This window comes from Stenotrophomonas sp. YJH_SMC_37, assembly GCF_059370035.1.
Map to the genome: position 1 here is coordinate 434,094 of NZ_JCAFTG010000002.1, position 18,308 is coordinate 452,401.

Below are 18,308 nucleotides of genomic sequence, written 5' to 3' on the forward strand. Positions count from 1 at the left end.
CATGAACACTGCCTCCGACATCGACTACGCCCGTTACGACCACATCCGCCCGATCCTGTGGACCGGCGATGCCTTGCAACTGCTGGACCAGCGCAAGCTGCCGTTCGTGGTCGAGCACGTGGTCTGCCATGACAGTGACGAGGTTGCCAGCGCCATCCACGCGCTGACCGTGCGTGGCGCGCCGGCGATCGGTATTGCCGCCGCGTGGGGCGTGGTGCTGGCGGCACGCGAGGTGCAGGCCGCCGATGGCGCGCATGCGCTGCAGCAGCTGGAGCCGGCCCTGCAGCGTCTCAATGCGTCGCGCCCGACGGCGGTCAACCTGGCCTGGGCGCTGGCGCGCATGCGCCGTTGCCTGAACGCCGCCGGCGCAGACTGGAAGGCGTTGCTGGAGGCGGAAGCGCAGGCGATTGCCAATGAAGACCTGGCCGCCAACCGCCACATGGGGGCGCTGGGTGCTGGCCTGATCGAGGCCGGCAGCGGCGTGCTGACCCATTGCAATACCGGCTCGCTGGCCACCGCAGGCTTCGGCACGGCGCTGGGCGTGATCCGCGCTGGCATGGCCCAGCACCGCATCGCCCGCGTGTTTGCCGGCGAGACCCGGCCCTGGCTGCAGGGCGCTCGCCTGACCGTGTGGGAACTGCAGCAGGATGGCATCGACGCTACCCTGATCGCCGATTCGGCTGCCTCGCACCTGATGAAGACCGGCGCCGTGCAGTGGGTGATCGTCGGCGCAGACCGCATCTGCGCCAATGGCGATACCGCCAACAAGATCGGCACCTACCAGCTGGCCATCGCGGCCCGCCATCACGGCGTGAAGTTCATGGTCGTAGCGCCGTCCTCGACGGTGGACATGGACACCGTGGACGGCAGCCAGATCGAGATCGAGCAGCGCGATCCGGGCGAACTGTACGGCGTGGGCGGGACCCGCACCGTGGCCGAGGGCATCGCCGCCTGGAACCCGGTGTTCGACGTCACCCCGGGCGAGTTGATCGACGCCATCGTGACCGAGCGCGGGGTGATCCTGAACCCGACCGCCCACAACATGCGCACCGCCTTCGACGGCTGAGGCGGGACAGGATCGAGGATGTCTGTAGAGCCGAGCCCATGCTCGGCTCAGCCAGCGAATCCGCCGCAGCCGAGCATGGGCTCGGCTTTACAGGGCGGTATGGGGCCCTAAGTTCCTGATTTGTGCCGGTAAAATCCCCATGAAGGGAGGCGGAAAACGGCCTGTTGTGGTAGTATCCACAGGTTGAATCGAGGTTCCGGCGCGACCCCCTCCCGCAGAGGGCTGCGCCGGACTGGACCGCTACCAGACAACGGAACCCGAATGGCAGAAACCGCCAAGGAAATCATCCAGGTCAACCTGGAAGACGAGATGCGCAAGAGCTACCTCGATTACGCCATGAGCGTGATCGTGGGCCGCGCGCTCCCGGATGCGCGCGACGGCCTCAAGCCGGTGCATCGTCGCGTGCTGTTCGCGATGAACGAGTTGAACGCGCACAGCAACAAGCCTTACTTCAAGTCGGCGCGTATCGTCGGTGATGTCATCGGTAAGTACCACCCGCATGGCGATCAGTCGGTATACGACACGCTGGTGCGCCTGGCTCAGCCGTTCTCGCTGCGCTACATGCTGGTCGACGGCCAGGGTAACTTCGGTTCGATCGACGGCGACTCCGCTGCGGCGATGCGATACACCGAGGCGCGCATGTCGCGCCTGGCGCATGAGCTGATGGCGGACATCGACAAGGAAACCGTCGATTTCCAGCCCAACTACGATGAAAAGGAACTGGAGCCGACGGTCATGCCGACCCGGTTCCCGAACCTGCTGGTCAATGGTTCGGCTGGCATCGCGGTGGGCATGGCGACCAACATCCCGCCGCACAACCTGAGCGAATCGATCAACGCCTGCATCGCGCTGATCGACAACCCGGACATCGATGTCGACGGCCTGATGGAATACATCCCGGGCCCGGATTTCCCGACTGCCGGCATCATCAACGGCACTGCCGGCATCGTCGCTGGCTACCGCACCGGCCGTGGCCGCGTGCGCATCCGTGCCAAGGCCGATATCGAAGTGGCCGACAACGGCCGCGAATCGATCATCGTCACCGAAATTCCTTACCAGGTGAACAAGGCGCGTCTGATCGAGAAGATCGCCGAGCTGGTCAAGGAAAAGAAGATCGAAGGCATCAGCGAGCTGCGCGATGAGTCCGACAAGGACGGCATGCGCATCTACATCGAGATCAAGCGCGGCGAATCTGCCGAGGTTGTGCTGAACAACCTGTACCAGCAGACGCAGATGGAATCGGTGTTCGGCATCAACATGGTGGCGCTGGTCGATGGCCGCCCGCAGTTGATGAACCTCAAGCAGATGCTGGAGGCGTTCGTCCGCCACCGTCGCGAAGTGGTCACCCGCCGCACCGTGTTCGAGCTGCGCAAGGCGCGCGCCCGTGCCCATGTGCTGGAAGGCCTGACCGTCGCACTGGCCAACATCGACGAGATGATCGAACTGATCAAGACCTCGCCGAACCCGAATGAAGCCCGCGAGCGCATGCTGGCACGCGTGTGGGAGCCGGGCCTGGTCGGTGCGATGCTGGGTGCCGCCGGTGCCGAAGCATCGCGTCCTGAAGACCTGCCCAAGGGCGTCGGCCTGGTCGAGGGCGGCTACCAGCTGACCGAGATCCAGGCCACCCAGATCCTGGAAATGCGCCTGCACCGCCTGACCGGGCTGGAGCAGGACCGCCTGACCGACGAGTACAAGCAGCTGCTGGAAGTGATCGCCGGGCTGATCCACATCCTGGAAGATCCCGATCGCCTGCTGCAGGTCATCCGCGAGGAGCTGGTCAACGTCAAGGCCGAGTTCGGCGACGAACGTCGCACCGAAATCCGCCACAGCGAAGAAGACCTGGACATCCTGGACCTGATCGCGCCGGAAGACGTGGTGGTCACCGTGTCCCACGCCGGCTACGTGAAGCGCCAGCCGGTCAGCGTGTACCGCGCGCAGCGCCGCGGCGGCCGTGGTCGCAGTGCGGCGGCGACCAAGGAAGAGGATTTCATCGAACAGCTGTGGCTGGTCAACACGCACGATACGCTGCTGACCTTCACCAGTTCGGGCAAGGTGTTCTGGCTGCCGGTCTACCAGCTGCCGGAAGCGGGTTCCAACGCCCGTGGCCGTCCGATCATCAACTGGATTCCGCTGGAACCGGGCGAACGCGTGCAGGCCGTGCTGCCGGTGCGCGAGTACGCCGATGGCCAGTTCGTGTTCTTCGCTACGAAGAACGGTACGGTCAAGAAGACCCCGCTGGGCGAGTTCGCCTTCCGTCTGGCCCGCGGCAAGATCGCGATCAACCTCGACGAGGGCGATGCGCTGGTTGGCGTTGGCCTGACCGACGGTGAGCGCGACATCCTGCTGTTCGCCTCCAACGGCAAGACCGTGCGCTTCGGCGAGGACAAGGTCCGCTCGATGGGCCGTACCGCGACCGGCGTGCGTGGCATCAAGATGCCGCCCGGCGAGGAAGTGGTCAGCCTGATCGTGGCCGAAAGTGCCGGTGGCATCGAGGACGAGAACGAGGACGACAACGGTGTCGAGGAAGCCGCCGCCAATGGCGATGCGGTGATCGACGGCGCCGACGACGCGAGCGTGCAGTACATCCTGACCGCCACCGAGAACGGTTACGGCAAGCGCACCCCGCTGCCGGATTACCCGCGCAAGGGTCGTGGCACCCAGGGCGTGATCGGCATCCAGACCACCGAGCGCAACGGCAAGCTGGTCGCTGCGGTGCTGATGGGTTCGGATGACGAAGTGCTGCTGATCTCCGATGGCGGCACCCTGGTGCGTACACGTGGCTCGGAAATCAGCCGCGTCGGCCGCAACACCCAGGGCGTCACCCTGATCCGCCTGTCCAAGGACGAGAAGCTGCAAGCGGTGGAACGCATGGATGCCTCCATCGAAGAGGACGAGGACGAGGTGGCGACTGCTGCCCCGGCCGCGGCCGAAGGCGCACCGGCTGCGGCCAGCAGCGAGGACGCCGCGCAGGAGTGATCCCGCCGCGAGCCTGAGGTACCCGACGACGCCGGCCCTGTGCCGGCGTCGTCATTTCTGCGGATCTTCCGGTCGTGGTGGATGCTCCGATCGCTGCGGTAGAGTCGACTGTCAGTCGACTGCTCTGCGCAGGGCGATGAAAAGCCCGCGCTGCGCGCGATAGTCGACTAACAGTCGACTCTACCCAGCCGACAATCACCCAGCCGACAATCACCCAGCCGACAATCACCCAGCCGACGATCACCCCGTCAGGTCCACCCAGAAAATACGCGCGCGCTTCACATCGGCGGTGGGATAAGGGCGCATGCTGCCCCCGGAGATCGACGATGTCCGCCACGCCGCAGTCCGCTCCCGCCCGCGCCTCCCGGCATCCCCTTGTCACCGTGCTGTCGCTGCTGCTGGTCGTGCTCGGCCTGGTCATCGGCGGCTTGGGGGCGTGGTTGCTCAGCCTTGGGGGTTCGGCGTACTACGCCATCGCAGGATTCGGCCTGCTGGCCAGCGGCATCCTGCTGTTCGGCAACCGCCGCAGCGGGGCGCTGCTGTACGCACTGGTGTTCATTGGTACGCTGCTGTGGACCTGGTGGGAGTCAGGCAGCGACTACTGGCGCTGGGTGCCGCGGCTGGGCCTGGTGACCGCGCTCGGCATCGTGCTGGCGTTGCTCGCGCCGACCCTTCGCGAGCCGGTTTCAAAACGCCTGTCGCGCAGCGTGGCGGGCGTGCTGATGCTGGTGTTCGTGGCGGCCTTCGGTCTGGCTTTCGCCCCGCATGGCGAAGTGGATGGGCACTTGCCATTCCCGGAAGGCGCAGCCAGTGCCGGACTGGAACCTACGCGCGATACCACTGGCCTGCAGCCGGCTGACCAGCCCGCCGAAGGCGACTGGCCGGCCTGGGGGCGCAGCAATGCCGGCACCCGCTACTCGCCGCTGCAGCAGATCACCCCGGCCAACGTGGCCACGTTGCAGCTGGCCTGGCAGTTCCGTACTGGCGACATGCCGAACAAGCGCTGGGGTGCGGAAACCACGCCGCTGAAGGTCGGCGACCGCGTGTACCTGTGCACCGCGCGCAACCGCCTGATCGCACTCGACGCCGCCAGTGGCAAGGAACTGTGGCGATTCGATCCAAAGGTGAGGGATGCTTCGATTCCGTATACCGCCGCCTGTCGTGGCGTGAGCTATTACGAGCAGCCCAGCACGCCGACCATTGCCGATGCGGCGTTGGCCGATGCCGCTGCGGATCTGGCCCTTCCCGAGCCACCGCCAACGGTCACCCGCAGCGCCGCACCCGGCAGCCGTCCGGCGTGCTGGGCGCGCATCATCGAAGGCACGCTGGACGGGCGCATCATTGCAGTGGACGCGGACAGCGGCCGTCCGTGCGTGAATTTCGGCAACAACGGCCAGGTCGACATCACCCTGGGCATGGGCGAGGTCCCACCGGGCTATGTTTCGATCACCTCGCCACCGGCCATCGTGCGTGGGGTGATCGTCACGGGTCACCAGGTGCTGGATGGGCAGCGCCGCGATGCGCCGTCGGGCGTGATCCAGGCCTACGACGCGGTCACCGGCAAGCTGCGCTGGGCGTGGGACATGGACCAGCACGAGCGCAGCGGACTGCCGCCACGCGAGCAGACCTATACGCGTGGCACCCCGAACATGTGGACCACGGCCACCGGTGATGAGGCGCTCGGGCTGGTCTACCTGCCGCTGGGCAATTCAGCCGGTGACTACTGGAGTGGCTCACGCACTGAAAACCAGAACCGCTACTCGACCTCGCTGGTGGCGATCGAGGTTAGCACTGGCAAGCCGGCCTGGCATTTCCAGGCCGTGCGCAAGGATGTGTGGGACTACGACCTCGGTTCGCAGGCCAGCCTGATCGACTACCCGACGGCTGCAGGCAAGGTGCCGGCGATCCTGCTGCCGACCAAGCAGGGTGACATCTACATTCTCGACCGCCGCAACGGCCAGCTGCTGACTGCTGCCGAAGAGCGCAAGGTACCGGTGGGTGGCGTCGAGCCCGAGCAGCGTTCACCCACCCAGCTGTTCTCGCTGTACCACACGCTGCGTCGCGAGCATGACCTGACCGAGCGTGACATGTGGGGCATCACCCCGATCGACCAGCTGGTCTGCCGCATCCAGTTCCGCAAGGCGTACTACGAAGGCTTCTACACGCCGCCGAGCAGCGAGCGCCATTCCATCGAATACCCCGGCTACAACGGCGGCTCGGACTGGGGCAGCGTGTCCATCGACACGCGACGCGGCGTGATCGTAGCCAACTACAACGACATGCCCAACTACAACCGGCTGGTGCCACGCGCGGAGGCCGACCGGCTGGGCTGGTTGCCGCGCGAGAAGATCCGCGCCGACAAGGGAGGTGGCGAGGGCGCCGGCGATCCGCAGGTCGGCACGCCGTATGCCATCGACGTCAACGCCGGTTGGCGCCTGCCATTCACCGGCCTGCTGTGCAAGCAGCCGCCCTATGGCGGCATCCGTGCCATCGACCTGCGCACCGGCAAGCTGCTGTGGGACCGCCCGTTCGGCAGTGCGCGCGGCAATGGTCCGTTCGGCATCCGTTCCGGCCTGCCGATCGAGATCGGCACGCCGAACAACGGTGGTTCGGTAGTGACCGCCAGCGGCCTGATCTTCATCGCCGCCGCCACAGATGACCTGCTGCGCGCCATCGACCTGAAGACCGGCAAGGAGCTGTGGCATGCCAAGCTGCCAGCGGGCGGGCAGGCCAACCCGATGGTGTACGAGCAGGCCGGCCGCCAGTACGTGGTGATCATGGCCGGCGGCCACCACTTCATGGAGACCCCGAAGGGCGATTACGTGATGGCATTTGCGCTGCCCAGGTAGTGCCGACAGGGTATAACCGATTGGGTAGAGTCGACCGGGTAGAGTCGACTGTTAGTCGACTGCTCTTTTCTCCCGCGCTGGAAAGCCCCAGCTTCGCGCGACAGTCGACGCTACCCGGGCGACTCCACATCCCCGGACGCTGTATCGAGATGATCCCTGATCCTGGCGTTGGCAATGAACCGATGTCGGGAATCCATCCTGGCGGGCATTCTCGAACTCATGCCCAGCCCTCAACTGCTTGCCGGCCGCCGATCCATCGTCGGCAACGTCTACACCATCACCATGGTGTGCAGGAACCGCCATCGCGTCTTCGATTGCCCTGCCAATGCCGACCTTGCCATGCAGCTCCTTGGATCGATGGATCGGGAAGGCCTGACTGCGTCGCTTGCCTGGGTGATCATGCCGGATCACATCCACTGGCTGGCTCAACTACGTGGCCATTCGCTGGGCTACTGCGTGCAGCGCTTCAAGGCGCGCAGCAGTTTTCTGATCAACCGGCGGCGAGGGAAGCAGGGTGCAATCTGGCAGGCGGGTTATCACGACCATGCGATCCGCAGTGACGCATCGCTGCAGCGGCACGCCGGCTACATTCTGGCAAATCCCGTTCGAGCCGGTCTTGCCGCCCAGATCGGTGACCATCCGTATGGATGGTGCCGCTGGCCGTTGAGCGAGCTTGAGCCGGCAGGCGAGCGCGAATGGTGATGGCACCGGCCGGGTGGCGTCTACCGGGTAGAGTCGACTGGGTAGAGTCGACTGTTAGTCGACTGCCTTTCTCAACCACAGCCAAAGAGCCCACGCTGCGCGCGTTAGTGACTAACAGTCGACTCTACCCGATCGACGTTACTCGGATGGTGCCGGTACCCGCACCATCTTCGTCATCAAGTGTTCCACCACACCCGCCGGGTCGGCCGTGCGGCCCACATGCGTGCTCGACATCTGCACAACCGAACTGCGCTTGGCGGTAAGGAAATGGAAGCGCGCTCGCGCGGGCAACTGCGCGATGGGGCCGGCGCTGGCGTCGCCGCGGCAGATGGCCACGATCGCATCCAGCCACGGCTGCAGCGCCTCCTGGTCCAGCGCCGGCGCGAAGGCGCGCAGGCGCGCAGGATCGATCTCGATGGCCGCCTCCAGATGACGCGCGCCAGGACAGGAGACGATCACCCCGACGTTGATGAATTCCTCGCGTTCCACCCGCGGTACCACGCGGATGACCGCGTAGTCATACGTGTGCAGCGTGGGCACGGATGGCCTCCTGCACGAACACCGCACGCACTTTCAGGCGATGCTTGAGATAGTCGATGTAGCCTTGGCGATAGGCCTGCGGACTGTCGAATGCCGGCTCGTTGACCAGCCAGCTGTCCGGCACCAGGCCGACGATGCGCTCGATCTCGGCATCGGTCAGGCGCGCGGCCAGTTCGGCATCCACCTCGGCGATGCGGCTGGCGAACGACAGCAGCACGTGGTCGCGGATCAGCACGAACGGCTTTTCGCAGGCATCGCCGGCGTTGGCCCAGTCGTGATGGAAGTACATGGCCGCACCGTGATCGATCAGGTACAGCTTTCGATGCCACACCATCAGGTTGGGATTGCGCGTGGTGCGATCGACGTTGCTGGTGAACGCATCGAACCAGACGATGCGCGAGGCCAGGTCGGCGTCCACCGGCATCGCCGCAGGGTCGTAGTTGATCGCACCGGGCAGGTAGTCCAGGCCCAGGTTCAGGCCTTCGCTGGCACGGATCAGTTCCTGGATTTCCGGGTCGGGCTCGGTGCGGGCGAACTCGCGGTCCAGCTCGACGAACAGGATTTCCGGAATCGGCAGGCCCAGCGTGCGTGCCATCTCGCCGGCGATCAGCTCGGCGATCAACGCTTTCGGGCCCTGGCCGGCGCCACGAAACTTCAGCACGGCCATGCCGTCGTCGTCGGTCTCGACCACGGCCGGCAGGGAGCCACCTTCCCGCAAGGGAGTGATGTAGCGGAGGGCATGTACGGTGCGCATGGGCGCATTCTAGCGTGGTGCAGGTGCAACCCCCTGATCGGCGAGGACCGAGTTCGGCCTTCACCTGTCCCTTCCGCCTGCGATGGCAGCATCGTGCTCCAGGAACCCTTGGGTTCATGGGCGTACTGGCACTCTCGATGCAGAGGCTCCAGGCTGGGTACCTGCTCGGCTGCCAGCGACGCGCACTGCGAAGCGGAAACCTCATCCACGATGTCCTGCAGGCTACGGAGGTGCACCGATGAGCGACGAATTCACTCCCATTCTGCCGGCCTTGGACGATGCCAAGGCGGAAGAAATGATCGGCAAGGTCGTACTGGTCGGGGTCACCCGCTATGGTGGCGACGGCCAGGTGAAGGGGCTGGAGCAGTACGCCGGCACGGTGTTGCGCATCAGCGCCGACGAGGGCGTGGTGCTGGCCGACGAGAATGATGGCCACGAGCGCTACCTGCCGCCGATGCTGGACCAGTACCAGCCAGCCGAGCCTGGGGAATACCGCATGCGCACCAGCGGCATGATCGTGGTCGATCCCGATTACCTGGCCACCTGGGACCTGCACGCGCAGCAGTAGTGCCAGGCCACGCCCGGCAGGTGCCGGCAGTTCCGCGGCACCTGCCGGGGCCGCACTTTGCCCCATCCGGCCACTAGCCCTTCCGGCCCATTCACGACAACCCCTGCGGTGCTAGATTCGGGTCCATGCCCGATTCCGGGTACCCATTCACACTTCAGGGGATAAGGATGCTGATCCGTCGAACCTCTCTGGCGGCGGCCGTTGCCGTTGCCACCGTCGGCCTGCTGGCCGCTGGCCCGGCGCTTGCCGACTACGCCAAGCCGCCGGAACACCTGCTCAAGGTGCTGAAGGCGCCGCCGCCGCCAGCGCCGAACGTGGCCCCGGGGGGCCAGCGCCTGCTGTTGACTACCGCGCAGACCTACCCGTCGATCAGCCGTGTCGCCCAGCCTTACCTGAAGCTGGCCGGCGTGCGCCTGGAGCCGAAGAACCGCAGCCGCCATGACACCCCCGGTGGCTACGGCATTCCGGCCTGCGTGGCCGACTTCACCCTGGTCGACATCGGCAGCGGCAAGGAGACCAAGGTCAACCTGCCGCAGGGCTGCGCCACCGGCGCGCTGTGGTCGGCCGATGGCAGCCACTTCGCCTTCCAGAATGCGGTCGATACCAGCGTGCAGCTGTGGGTGGGCGATGCGGCCACCGGCCAGGTGAAGCAGGTGCCGAACGTGCAACTGAACCCGATTTTCGGCTATACCGTGCAGTGGCTGGGCGGCAGCCAGAATCTGCTGGTGAAGCTGGTGCCGGCCAACCAGGGCCCAGCACCGTCCAACGGTGGCCTACCGACCGGCCCGGACGCGCAGGAGTCGCTGGGCAGCAGCGGCGAAAGCAGCACCTACGAAGCCCGCGACACGCTGACCAGCGTGCATGACGAGAAGCTGTTCGCTTATTACGGTGCCTCGCAGCTGGCCGTGGTCGATACCGCCGCCAACAGCGTGCGTCCGGTCGGGCAGCCGGCGCTGTTCAACGAAATCAGCGCCGCACCCGATGGCGTGCACGTGCTGACCGAATCGATCAAGGCGCCATACTCGCATGCGGTGACCTACCAGCGTTTCGCCAACGACGTGGCCGTGCTGGACATCGCCAGCGGCAAATCCACGCCGATTGCCAGCCTGCCGCTGGCCGACCGCGTGCCGGTGCACGGCGTACCGGAAGGCCCGCGCGGTTTCGACTGGCGTGCCACCGATCCGGCCACCCTGGTCTATGCCGAGGCACTGGACAAGGGCGACTGGAAGGTCAACGTGCCGCACCGCGACCGCGTGCTGATGCTGAAGGCCCCGTTCAACGGCAAGCCGACCGAAATCACCCGTACCGCGCAGCGATTTGAGGGCTTCGCATGGACTGCCGATCCGGCCGTGGCGTTCCAGTTCGAGAACGACGAGAACCGCCACTGGATGCAGACCCGCATCGTCGATGTGGACCAGCCGAAGAAGGAAGGCCGCCTGCTGTGGGACATGTCCAGCGATGAGCTGTACGGCAACCCCGGCAACCTGGTCTTTACCCGCCTGCCGAACGGCGCACAGGTCGTGCGCCAGGAGGGTAATCACGTGTTCCTGAGCGGCCGTGGCGCCTCGCCGCAGGGCGACCGTCCGTTCCTGGACCGCCTCGACCTGGGCACGCTGAAAAGCGAGCGCCTGTTCCGCAGCAGCGCCGATGCCTACGAGCAGTTCCTCGGTTTCAGCAACACGCCGGGGCGCTACCTGACCTGGCACCAGTCGGTGATCGATCCTCCGAACGCCTTCATCCGCCAGCAGGGTGAGGCAGTGGCTGATGCGAAGACCGGCGAGGCGCAGTTCGCGTCCACCGCGACCGCGCTGACCAAGCTGGTCGACCCGACCCCGGAGGTGCGCCAGATCAAGAAGCAGCTGGTGACCTACAAGCGTGCCGACGGCGTGGACCTGTCGTTCACCCTGTACACGCCGCCGGGCTACAAGGAAGGCCAGCGCGTGCCGGCGATCCTGTATGCGTACCCGGCCGACTTCGCCAATGCCGCGCAGGCCGGCCAGGTGTCCGGTTCGCAGCAGACCTTCACCCGCCTGCAGCCGTACCGCCTGATGCTGCTGGCCGGCTACGCGATCATCGACAACGCCTCGTTCCCGATCGTGGGTGACCCGAAGAACGCCTACGACACCTACCTGGAGCAGCTGGAAGCCGACGCCAAGGCGGCGGTGGACAAGGCCGTGGACATGGGCGTGGTCGACCGCAACCGCATCGGCGTGACCGGTCACAGCCATGGTGGCCTGATGACCGCCAACCTGATCGCGCACACCAACCTGTTCAAGGCCGGCGTGGCGACCAGCGGTTCGTACAACAAGACCTTTACCCCGTTCGGCTTCCAGAACGAACGCCGCTCGGTCTGGCAGGCGCAGGACGTGTACCTGAAGGCCTCGCCGTTCTTCTATGCCGACAAGATCAAGCTGCCGCTGCTGCTGGTCCACGGCGAGGACGACGCCAACCCGGGCACCGAGCCGTTCCAGTCGCGCAAGCTGTACCAGGCGATCCGCGGCAACGGCGGCACCACCCGCCTGGTGATGCTGCCGAACGAACCGCACTGGTACACCGCATTGGAATCGAACGAGCAGCTGGTGGCGGAAATGCTGAACTGGTTCGACACCTACGTGAAGAACGCCAAGTAAGGGAACAGAAAGGCCACCTCCGGGTGGCCTTTCTGTCTCGGGATGTGAGTGGGCAGACGGCCTGGATCCGGATGCGCAATCGGGAATCGGGAAGCCACCTGCCATGCGGCATGCGGGGCCACCCGGGCTGCTAAGCTGGGAATGGAAACGGACCAGGAGACATCGATGCATCGCAATGGAATGCGCGCCATCACTTTTGTCATCGCGACGCTGTTGGCCGGGATGACACACGGAGTGGAAGCGCAGGCTCTGCGGGCAGATGACCGCAGCTACTTTGGCAGCGCCTCCCTTGAACGTGAGGCATGGCAGAACCTCGAGCGCAGCACCGATGCCCTCAAGGCCCTTCAGGCGCCGCCAGACGTGCGGTTCCAGCAGGCCGAGCAGCTGTATGGCGAGTGCCTCCGGCACCATGGCTACCTGCATCTTCAGGCAGCGCGCAATGCTGATGATGCCCGGCTGGCCAACACCCAGGGCGAAGTGGCCGGCACATGTGGACGCATCGCGGCGATTGCCAAGCAGGCATTACGTGATGCGCCCGCGCAGGCTGCCTGGATCGAGCCGCATGCCGACCTGCGTGAACGGGCGTTGCGGGAGGGTGTGCAGCCGGCCAATGCCGCGCTGGTGGATGCGGTCGACACGTTGGCCGACCCGGCGCTGGACAGCTTCGGGCGACTGCACCGGCAGCTGCTGCAATCGGCGCCCTTTGCGCGCTTCGAACATGAAGGCGGCACGTTTGACAGCCGCACCGATGCGCGAGCCCTTTCCCGCCTGCCGGACCGTTCACTGCGCGAAGCGGCATGGCGTGCTTACTGGCAGGGAATGGCGTCGCGGCGCCGCGAAATGGCAACGGTGCTGCTGGGCCTGGTCCGCCTCAACGAGCAAGCGTCGGAACTGCAGGGCGATGGAACTGCGCCTGACCGCAGCTACCGGCACATGGGCCTGGATCAGGCCGCCGTCGACGCGACACTGGCGGCAGTAGCGCGCCACGCGCCGCTGCGACGCAACTACCAACAGATGCAGTTGACCCATCTTGAGCGCATGGGCCAGGCCTCCCCAAGGATCTGGGACATGGGCCTGCCTGATGCGGGCTATATCCCTCCGCCGCTTGACCTGGCGCAATTGCGTGATGCGGCAGCGGCATCGATGCAGGTGCTGGGGCCGGACTACGTGACAGGGCTGCGCGGGCTGCTCGATCCTGCGGGCGGACACATGGATCTGGGTGGATCGGCAGGGCGGCGCGCGATGGATGCGTTTTCGATCAGCGCCCCTGGCGCGCCTTCGCTGCTGTTCGTTGGTCATCGACAGGGCGATCTGGAGGGGGATGTCCAGATCGCTCACGAAGCCGGCCATGCCATGCATGGGCAGTGGATGCAGCGCGGTGGCGCATCCTCGTTCCAGCGCAACGGCAACAAGTGGTTGACCGAGGCCTTCGCCATCTACAACGAACTGAAGTTCCGCGATCAGCTCTATCGGCAGGCCAGCGATCCACGTGCCAAGGCGTATTACCTGAAGTCGTTGCTCGATGACATCATCCTGCAGCTGTTCGTATCGTCTGAAGAGGCCGATCTGGAACAGTCCATCTATCAGCAAGTGGCCGCCGATGAGGTTGGCAACGCAGACGCGCTTGATGCGATGACGGTGAAGGTACTGGGCCGGTATGGCGGCGCATCGGAGCAGTATCCCGAGCTGCGCAGCACCTGGGTATCCAAGCGGCTGATGTATGAGGATCCGCTTTACCTGGCCAATTACCTGTATGCCGGATTGATTGCGGTGCAGCTCTTCGCACAGGACCAGCAGGATCCGGAGGGATTCAGGGAGCGCTACCTGGCCGTCCTGGGCGAAGGGTTTGATCGCCCGCCGCAGCAGCAGGTCGAGCAGTTGCTGAATGCGAAGCCCGACTGGCCACGCCTGGTCGAGGAGGATCTGGGCATCTTCCAGCAGTACCTGGCGCAGCTGCAGGTACTGCACGCGGAAATCGAGCGCCAGCGCGGTCGCTGAGGCGACAGCCTGCTGCTGACCGGCACCCGGGTGATGTACGCGGTGCGCAGCGAGCCGGACGCGCTTTCCGCGGTCCTCGACTCGGCCAGCAATGCGCTGGCCGCGCGCGAAGCGAACCGGATGCGGCCCCGGGGTGACCTCGTGTCATCGGCCGTTGCGATTGCGTAACCGTATGTGATGCGGGTGCAATGGCGTGCGGAAGCTGCGATACGCTGCAGGCCTGTTGCTGTCTGCCAGGGGTTTCACCAATGAAGTCCAAACGTATCGCCGCAGTGTTGGCGCTGGTGATGACGCCGATCCTGCATGCGCAATCACTCCCCTCCGAACTGGCGCAGCTGGGCATTGTTGCCGGCATGCCTTATGCCAAGGCCAAGCGCCTGATGGATGCGGCAGGGTGGCAGGCGAGTCCGGTCCAGGGCGCGCCTGAGTCACTCGAGGGCTTTCCGGAAGTTGGATGCCAGAAGGGCGCCAAGCAATGCGCAACAACCTTCGAAAAGGGCGGGCAGCAGGTCGCGATGCGGCTGGGCACTACCCTGGCAGGGCAGCCGTTCGTACAGGGCGCTGATTGAGCGCCTGCTGCGCTCACGCCAGCGGCAGACGGTCCTGCGCGTGCGACAGGCGGTCGTGCAGCGCACGCACGTGCTCGGCCTTGGCATGGATGCGCGCGGTATCACCGAAACTGCGCAGGTAGGTGCACGCGGCAAAGCCAGCGCTCTTCTTTTCGTATTCGGCAATCCAGGCCAGACGGTCCGGGTTGTTGGCCTGTTCGGCTGACCACGCGGCCACCGGTGGGCGGATGCGGTATTTCAGGCCGACGCGCCAGGGCTTCGGTGTCAGTCGCGCACGGAAGCAATGCTGCAGCCGGCACATGCGCGCGTACAGGGCGTCGGTACCCAGCGCCTTGAAGAAGGCCTGCAGTTGCTCGTCCTCGGGCGAGAACGTGGCATGCATGACCAGCACGCGTAGTCCGGCTGGCGTGCGGTAGGCGCGCAGATGCCAGTCCGGATGCTGTTCGCTGAAGGCCGCGACCCGCTGCAGCGCCACACCTTCGGCGCCACCGGCGGCGGCCAGCCGCCGCCTGCGCTGCATCAGCATCGCGGCATTCACCAGCACTACGGCCGCCACGCCCAATACCAGTCCCACCAGCCAGTGCCACAGCAGGGTGCCGACGATAGCGCCAGCAAACAGCAGCGCTGCGGCGATGACAGCGGGCATCACGCAACCCGCCGGTGGCTGCGCATGGTCGATATCGGCGAACAGCACGTCAGGGGTATTGAGGCAGAGCGCACCGTAGCTGTTGCGGGTGATGATGACGCCGCCGTCGCGCTGCACGATCTGCTCGCGGATCGGAACGCCCTCCACGCCGTAGTTGCTGCGCACTTCGCGACGCGGCAGCACCTGCCCGGCGAGGATGGCATTGAGGGCTTCGTTGGCGCGGCGGTCGGCGTGCACCTGCGCCTCGGCAGGGCCTTCGTCGGACCAGCCGAAGCGGCGCACGACCACCGGCCGGCCACGGAAACGGGCCTGCAGGCGGGCTTCGGCCCAGTACGCGGGAACGATCATCATCGTGCGGTGCTCCATCTTCCATGGCAGGTGCCGAAGCGAGTCTGGCACAGCGCCGGTGCGCCCGCATCCGCCTGCTGCAGTGGGCCGGGCGGAGTGATAGATTGCGCGCTTCGCATGCACTCCACCAAGGACGGAGCGATGTTCATGATCCTGCGCGGCCTGTTGGCCCTGGCCTGTGCCGGGGCGGTAGGCGTGGCCACCGCAGCGGTACCGGCAGGGCCGCAGATCCTCACCGAGGATGTCAGCCGTTTCTATGCACTTTATGACAGCGCTGGCGGCAAGCCCAGCGTTGCGCAGCTGCGTGGATACCTGGCCGAGGGTTCGGCGGGCCTGGCCGAACTGGCGAAGGTGCGCCGGGTCACCCCCGAGCGCATTGCCGAGTCCATCGCCAAGCAGCCGGAACTGTATGCGCAGGGACGAAGCTGCCTGGCCGAACTGCCAGCGGTGAAGCAACGCCTGACGCAGGTGTTTTCCAACCTGCAGGCGATCTACCCACAGGCTGCGTTTCCGCCGGTGACCATCGCGGTGGGCCGTGGCCGTCCGGTCGGGCTGACCTCGAAAAGCGGGGTGATCATCGGCCTGGAAGCGCTGTGCGCAGCCGATTTCATGAATGCCAATGTGCAGGACCGCTTCGTGCATGTGATCGCACACGAATACGTGCACATCCAGCAGACCGGCCTGATCGACTTCGAGCCGGGTGACCCGCGCGCGACAGTGCTGCGTGTTTCGCTGGGCGAGGGCATCGCCGAGTTCATCGCCGAGCTGATTTCCGGCAACGTCGGCAACGGGCGCCACGCGGCCTGGACCCGTGGCCGGGAAGTGCATATCGAAAGCGCGTTCGCGCTGGATCTGGACAGCACCGATCTGTCGCCATGGCTGTACAACTACAAGCCGGGCTCGCAGGAACCCTACGACCTGGGGTACTGGGTGGGTTACCGCATCGCCAAGGCGTATTACCTGCAGGCCAAGGACAAGCGTGATGCGGTGCGTGCGCTGATCCAGCAGGACAACCCGAAGGCGATCCTCGCTGCCAGCGGCTGGACGCCGGGCATGTGGATGCCGGCGAAAGTCACGGGTGTGGCGGCGCGTACGGCTGCACGCTGAGCACAGGGCGGGGCGTTAGACTGCCACCGTGAACCGGGAGAGTCTCCATGCGTATTCCTGTAGTGCTTGCCGGAACGTTGGCCATCGCCTTCAGCATTGGCTTGACCGTTCCGACCGCGGCTGCTGAAACGGGCGCGGTCAATCCGATGCTGCTCAAGCCCGTAGAGCAGCTGCGCCCTGATGAGATTCGTTTCATGCAGCAGCGCCTGGCTGATTGGCCGCAGCTGCAGCACTATCGTGATGCCAACGCGCGACTGCCCGCGGCGGCGCCGGGCCAGCCACGCGTGGTCTTCTTCGGCGACTCCATCACCGAAGGCTGGGGCAGGGAAGGCAGCGCGGCTTTCTTCCCCGGCAAGGGCTGGCTCAACCGCGGTATCAGCGGCCAGACCACGGCACAGATGCTGGTGCGCTTCCCGCAAGACGTGCTGGCGCTGAAGCCACAGGTGGTGGTGATCCTGGCCGGTACCAACGATATTGCAGGCAACACCGGTCCATCCACGCAGGCGATGATCGAAGACAACCTGCACGCGATGGTGGACCTGGCCCGCGCACATGGCATCGCCGTGGTGCTGGCATCGGTGCTGCCAGTCAGCGATTACCCATGGATGCCCGGGATCGCGCCTGCGCCCAAGGTGCGTGCGCTGAACACGGCGTTGAAGCGCCATGCCGATGCACAGCAGCTGGTCTATCTGGACTACCACACGCCGATGGCCAATGCCGCCGGAGGGCTCGATCCGCAGCTGGCCGAGGATGGCGTGCATCCTACGGCGAAGGGCTATGCGGTGATGGCGCCGCTGGCCGAAGCGGCAGTCAAGCGCGCGCTGCAGCAGAGGTCGCAGCGGCAGGCAGGCTTGTCGACCACCGCGTATCGAAACTGATCAGCAGCGGATCTACCGCCCTGTACTGGGGCATCAGCCTACTGCGGCGCGGCGGAAAGCGCCCCATGCAGGTCGCCCCCATCTGTGCCTCAGGCATCGTCCTGCTTCAACGCCGCATCGGCCGCCAGCAGCGCCTCGGCGGCTGCACTGAGCGACGGCGACGGTGGGGCGACCACGCCGATCGCTTCCATCATCTTCGGCATGCCCAGGAACTGGCGCGCGCGGCGGTCGTAGATGCCGGTGACCAGCAGCGCACGTGTGGCGATCTTCTGCTCGGGCCCGATCAGCACGCGCTGCTCCATGATGCCGCGCGAGCCGACCCAGCCCACCAGGCGCGTTTCCAGGGTAAAGCGCTGGAACGGCTTGAGTTCGCGGCGGAACTGGATGGTGCCTGCACCGACGATCGGTGCCCACTTCTCGCGCAGCGCCACCCGGCCCAGGCCCATGCGCAGGATCAGGTCCAGCCGGCCCAGATCGAAGATGTTCCAGTAGCGGCCGTTGGTCATGTGCAGGTTGCTGTCCAGGTCGTTGGGCAGTACCCGGAACTGCAGCCGTGAGACCCCGAACGGGGCCTCCAGCTTGGGCCGGAACAGGCTGCAAAGCAGTAGATGGAGCAGGCGGAACCAGAGATTCATGGCTATGACGACTGTTATAGAACGGCCGGTACGCTAATCTAT

Annotated in this window: 14 protein-coding genes; 10 read left to right on the forward strand and 4 right to left on the reverse strand. The window is 65.8% G+C overall.

Annotation, left to right across the window (positions count from 1 at the left end; all coding sequences use genetic code 11):
• Window position 1 precedes the first annotated feature (1 nt).
• The 4 genes from mtnA to AC5P8J_RS04515 all read left to right on the forward strand — a co-directional run bounded on the left by mtnA (window position 2) and on the right by AC5P8J_RS04515 (window position 7,593).
• Window positions 2-1,066 carry an S-methyl-5-thioribose-1-phosphate isomerase gene (gene mtnA / locus AC5P8J_RS04500; protein ID WP_111102642.1) on the forward strand — a complete coding sequence of 355 codons (1,065 nt, stop codon included), beginning with the start codon at window positions 2-4 and terminating at the stop codon, window positions 1,064-1,066.
• A 261-nt stretch (window positions 1,067-1,327) separates the two neighbouring features.
• A complete protein-coding gene (gyrA, locus tag AC5P8J_RS04505; protein WP_227853567.1) occupies window positions 1,328-4,042 on the forward strand; it encodes a DNA gyrase subunit A in 2,715 nt (904 codons plus the stop codon).
• Between the two features lie 326 nt (window positions 4,043-4,368).
• Window positions 4,369-6,891, forward strand: coding sequence for a membrane-bound PQQ-dependent dehydrogenase, glucose/quinate/shikimate family (locus AC5P8J_RS04510; RefSeq protein ID WP_494540190.1), 2,523 nt, complete (start codon window positions 4,369-4,371; stop codon window positions 6,889-6,891).
• A gap of 219 nt (window positions 6,892-7,110) precedes the next feature.
• Window positions 7,111-7,593, forward strand: a complete 483-nt coding sequence (locus AC5P8J_RS04515) for an REP-associated tyrosine transposase (RefSeq protein ID WP_494540196.1) — start codon at window positions 7,111-7,113, stop codon at window positions 7,591-7,593.
• A gap of 138 nt (window positions 7,594-7,731) precedes the next feature.
• On the opposite strand, the gene AC5P8J_RS04520 is transcribed toward AC5P8J_RS04515, so the two are convergent.
• The gene (locus AC5P8J_RS04520; RefSeq protein ID WP_019660358.1) at window positions 7,732-8,133 is read right to left on the reverse strand and encodes a DUF3037 domain-containing protein; all 402 of its coding nucleotides are present in this window, start codon (window positions 8,131-8,133) and stop codon (window positions 7,732-7,734) included.
• On the reverse strand, window positions 8,111-8,887 hold the full coding sequence (locus AC5P8J_RS04525) for a HipA family kinase (RefSeq protein ID WP_021202746.1): 777 nt from the start codon (window positions 8,885-8,887) through the stop codon (window positions 8,111-8,113). Before AC5P8J_RS04525 ends, AC5P8J_RS04520 begins: the two co-directional genes overlap by 23 nt.
• Before the next feature lie 238 nt (window positions 8,888-9,125).
• Between AC5P8J_RS04525 and AC5P8J_RS04530 the strand changes: the two genes are divergently transcribed.
• From AC5P8J_RS04530 to AC5P8J_RS04545, 4 genes are all read left to right on the forward strand, one after another.
• Window positions 9,126-9,455: a hypothetical protein gene (locus AC5P8J_RS04530; RefSeq protein ID WP_021202747.1), complete on the forward strand. Its 330-nt coding sequence runs from the start codon at window positions 9,126-9,128 to the stop codon at window positions 9,453-9,455.
• Between the two features lie 167 nt (window positions 9,456-9,622).
• Entirely contained in the window at window positions 9,623-12,085 is a 2,463-nt protein-coding gene (locus tag AC5P8J_RS04535; protein WP_495216635.1) for a S9 family peptidase, read from the forward strand.
• 165 nt (window positions 12,086-12,250) lie between these two features.
• Window positions 12,251-14,083, forward strand: a complete 1,833-nt coding sequence (locus AC5P8J_RS04540) for a M3 family metallopeptidase (RefSeq protein WP_425605146.1) — start codon at window positions 12,251-12,253, stop codon at window positions 14,081-14,083.
• Window positions 14,084-14,331: 248 nt separating this feature from the next.
• Window positions 14,332-14,652: a hypothetical protein gene (locus AC5P8J_RS04545; protein ID WP_058981328.1), complete on the forward strand. Its 321-nt coding sequence runs from the start codon at window positions 14,332-14,334 to the stop codon at window positions 14,650-14,652.
• A 13-nt stretch (window positions 14,653-14,665) separates the two neighbouring features.
• On the opposite strand, the gene AC5P8J_RS04550 is transcribed toward AC5P8J_RS04545, so the two are convergent.
• Window positions 14,666-15,649, reverse strand: a complete 984-nt coding sequence (locus tag AC5P8J_RS04550) for a hypothetical protein (RefSeq protein WP_227853569.1) — start codon at window positions 15,647-15,649, stop codon at window positions 14,666-14,668.
• A gap of 138 nt (window positions 15,650-15,787) precedes the next feature.
• Between AC5P8J_RS04550 and AC5P8J_RS04555 the strand changes: the two genes are divergently transcribed.
• A complete protein-coding gene (locus AC5P8J_RS04555; RefSeq protein ID WP_227853570.1) occupies window positions 15,788-16,753 on the forward strand; it encodes a DUF2268 domain-containing putative Zn-dependent protease in 966 nt (321 codons plus the stop codon).
• Window positions 16,754-16,800: 47 nt separating this feature from the next.
• Window positions 16,801-17,631 (forward strand): SGNH/GDSL hydrolase family protein, encoded by an 831-nt coding sequence (locus AC5P8J_RS04560; protein WP_032953528.1) that lies wholly within the window; start codon window positions 16,801-16,803, stop codon window positions 17,629-17,631.
• Window positions 17,632-17,720: 89 nt separating this feature from the next.
• Here the strand turns inward: AC5P8J_RS04560 and AC5P8J_RS04565 are convergent, their stop codons facing one another.
• Window positions 17,721-18,266: a thioesterase family protein gene (locus AC5P8J_RS04565; RefSeq protein WP_019660345.1), complete on the reverse strand. Its 546-nt coding sequence runs from the start codon at window positions 18,264-18,266 to the stop codon at window positions 17,721-17,723.
• Window positions 18,267-18,308 lie beyond the last annotated feature (42 nt).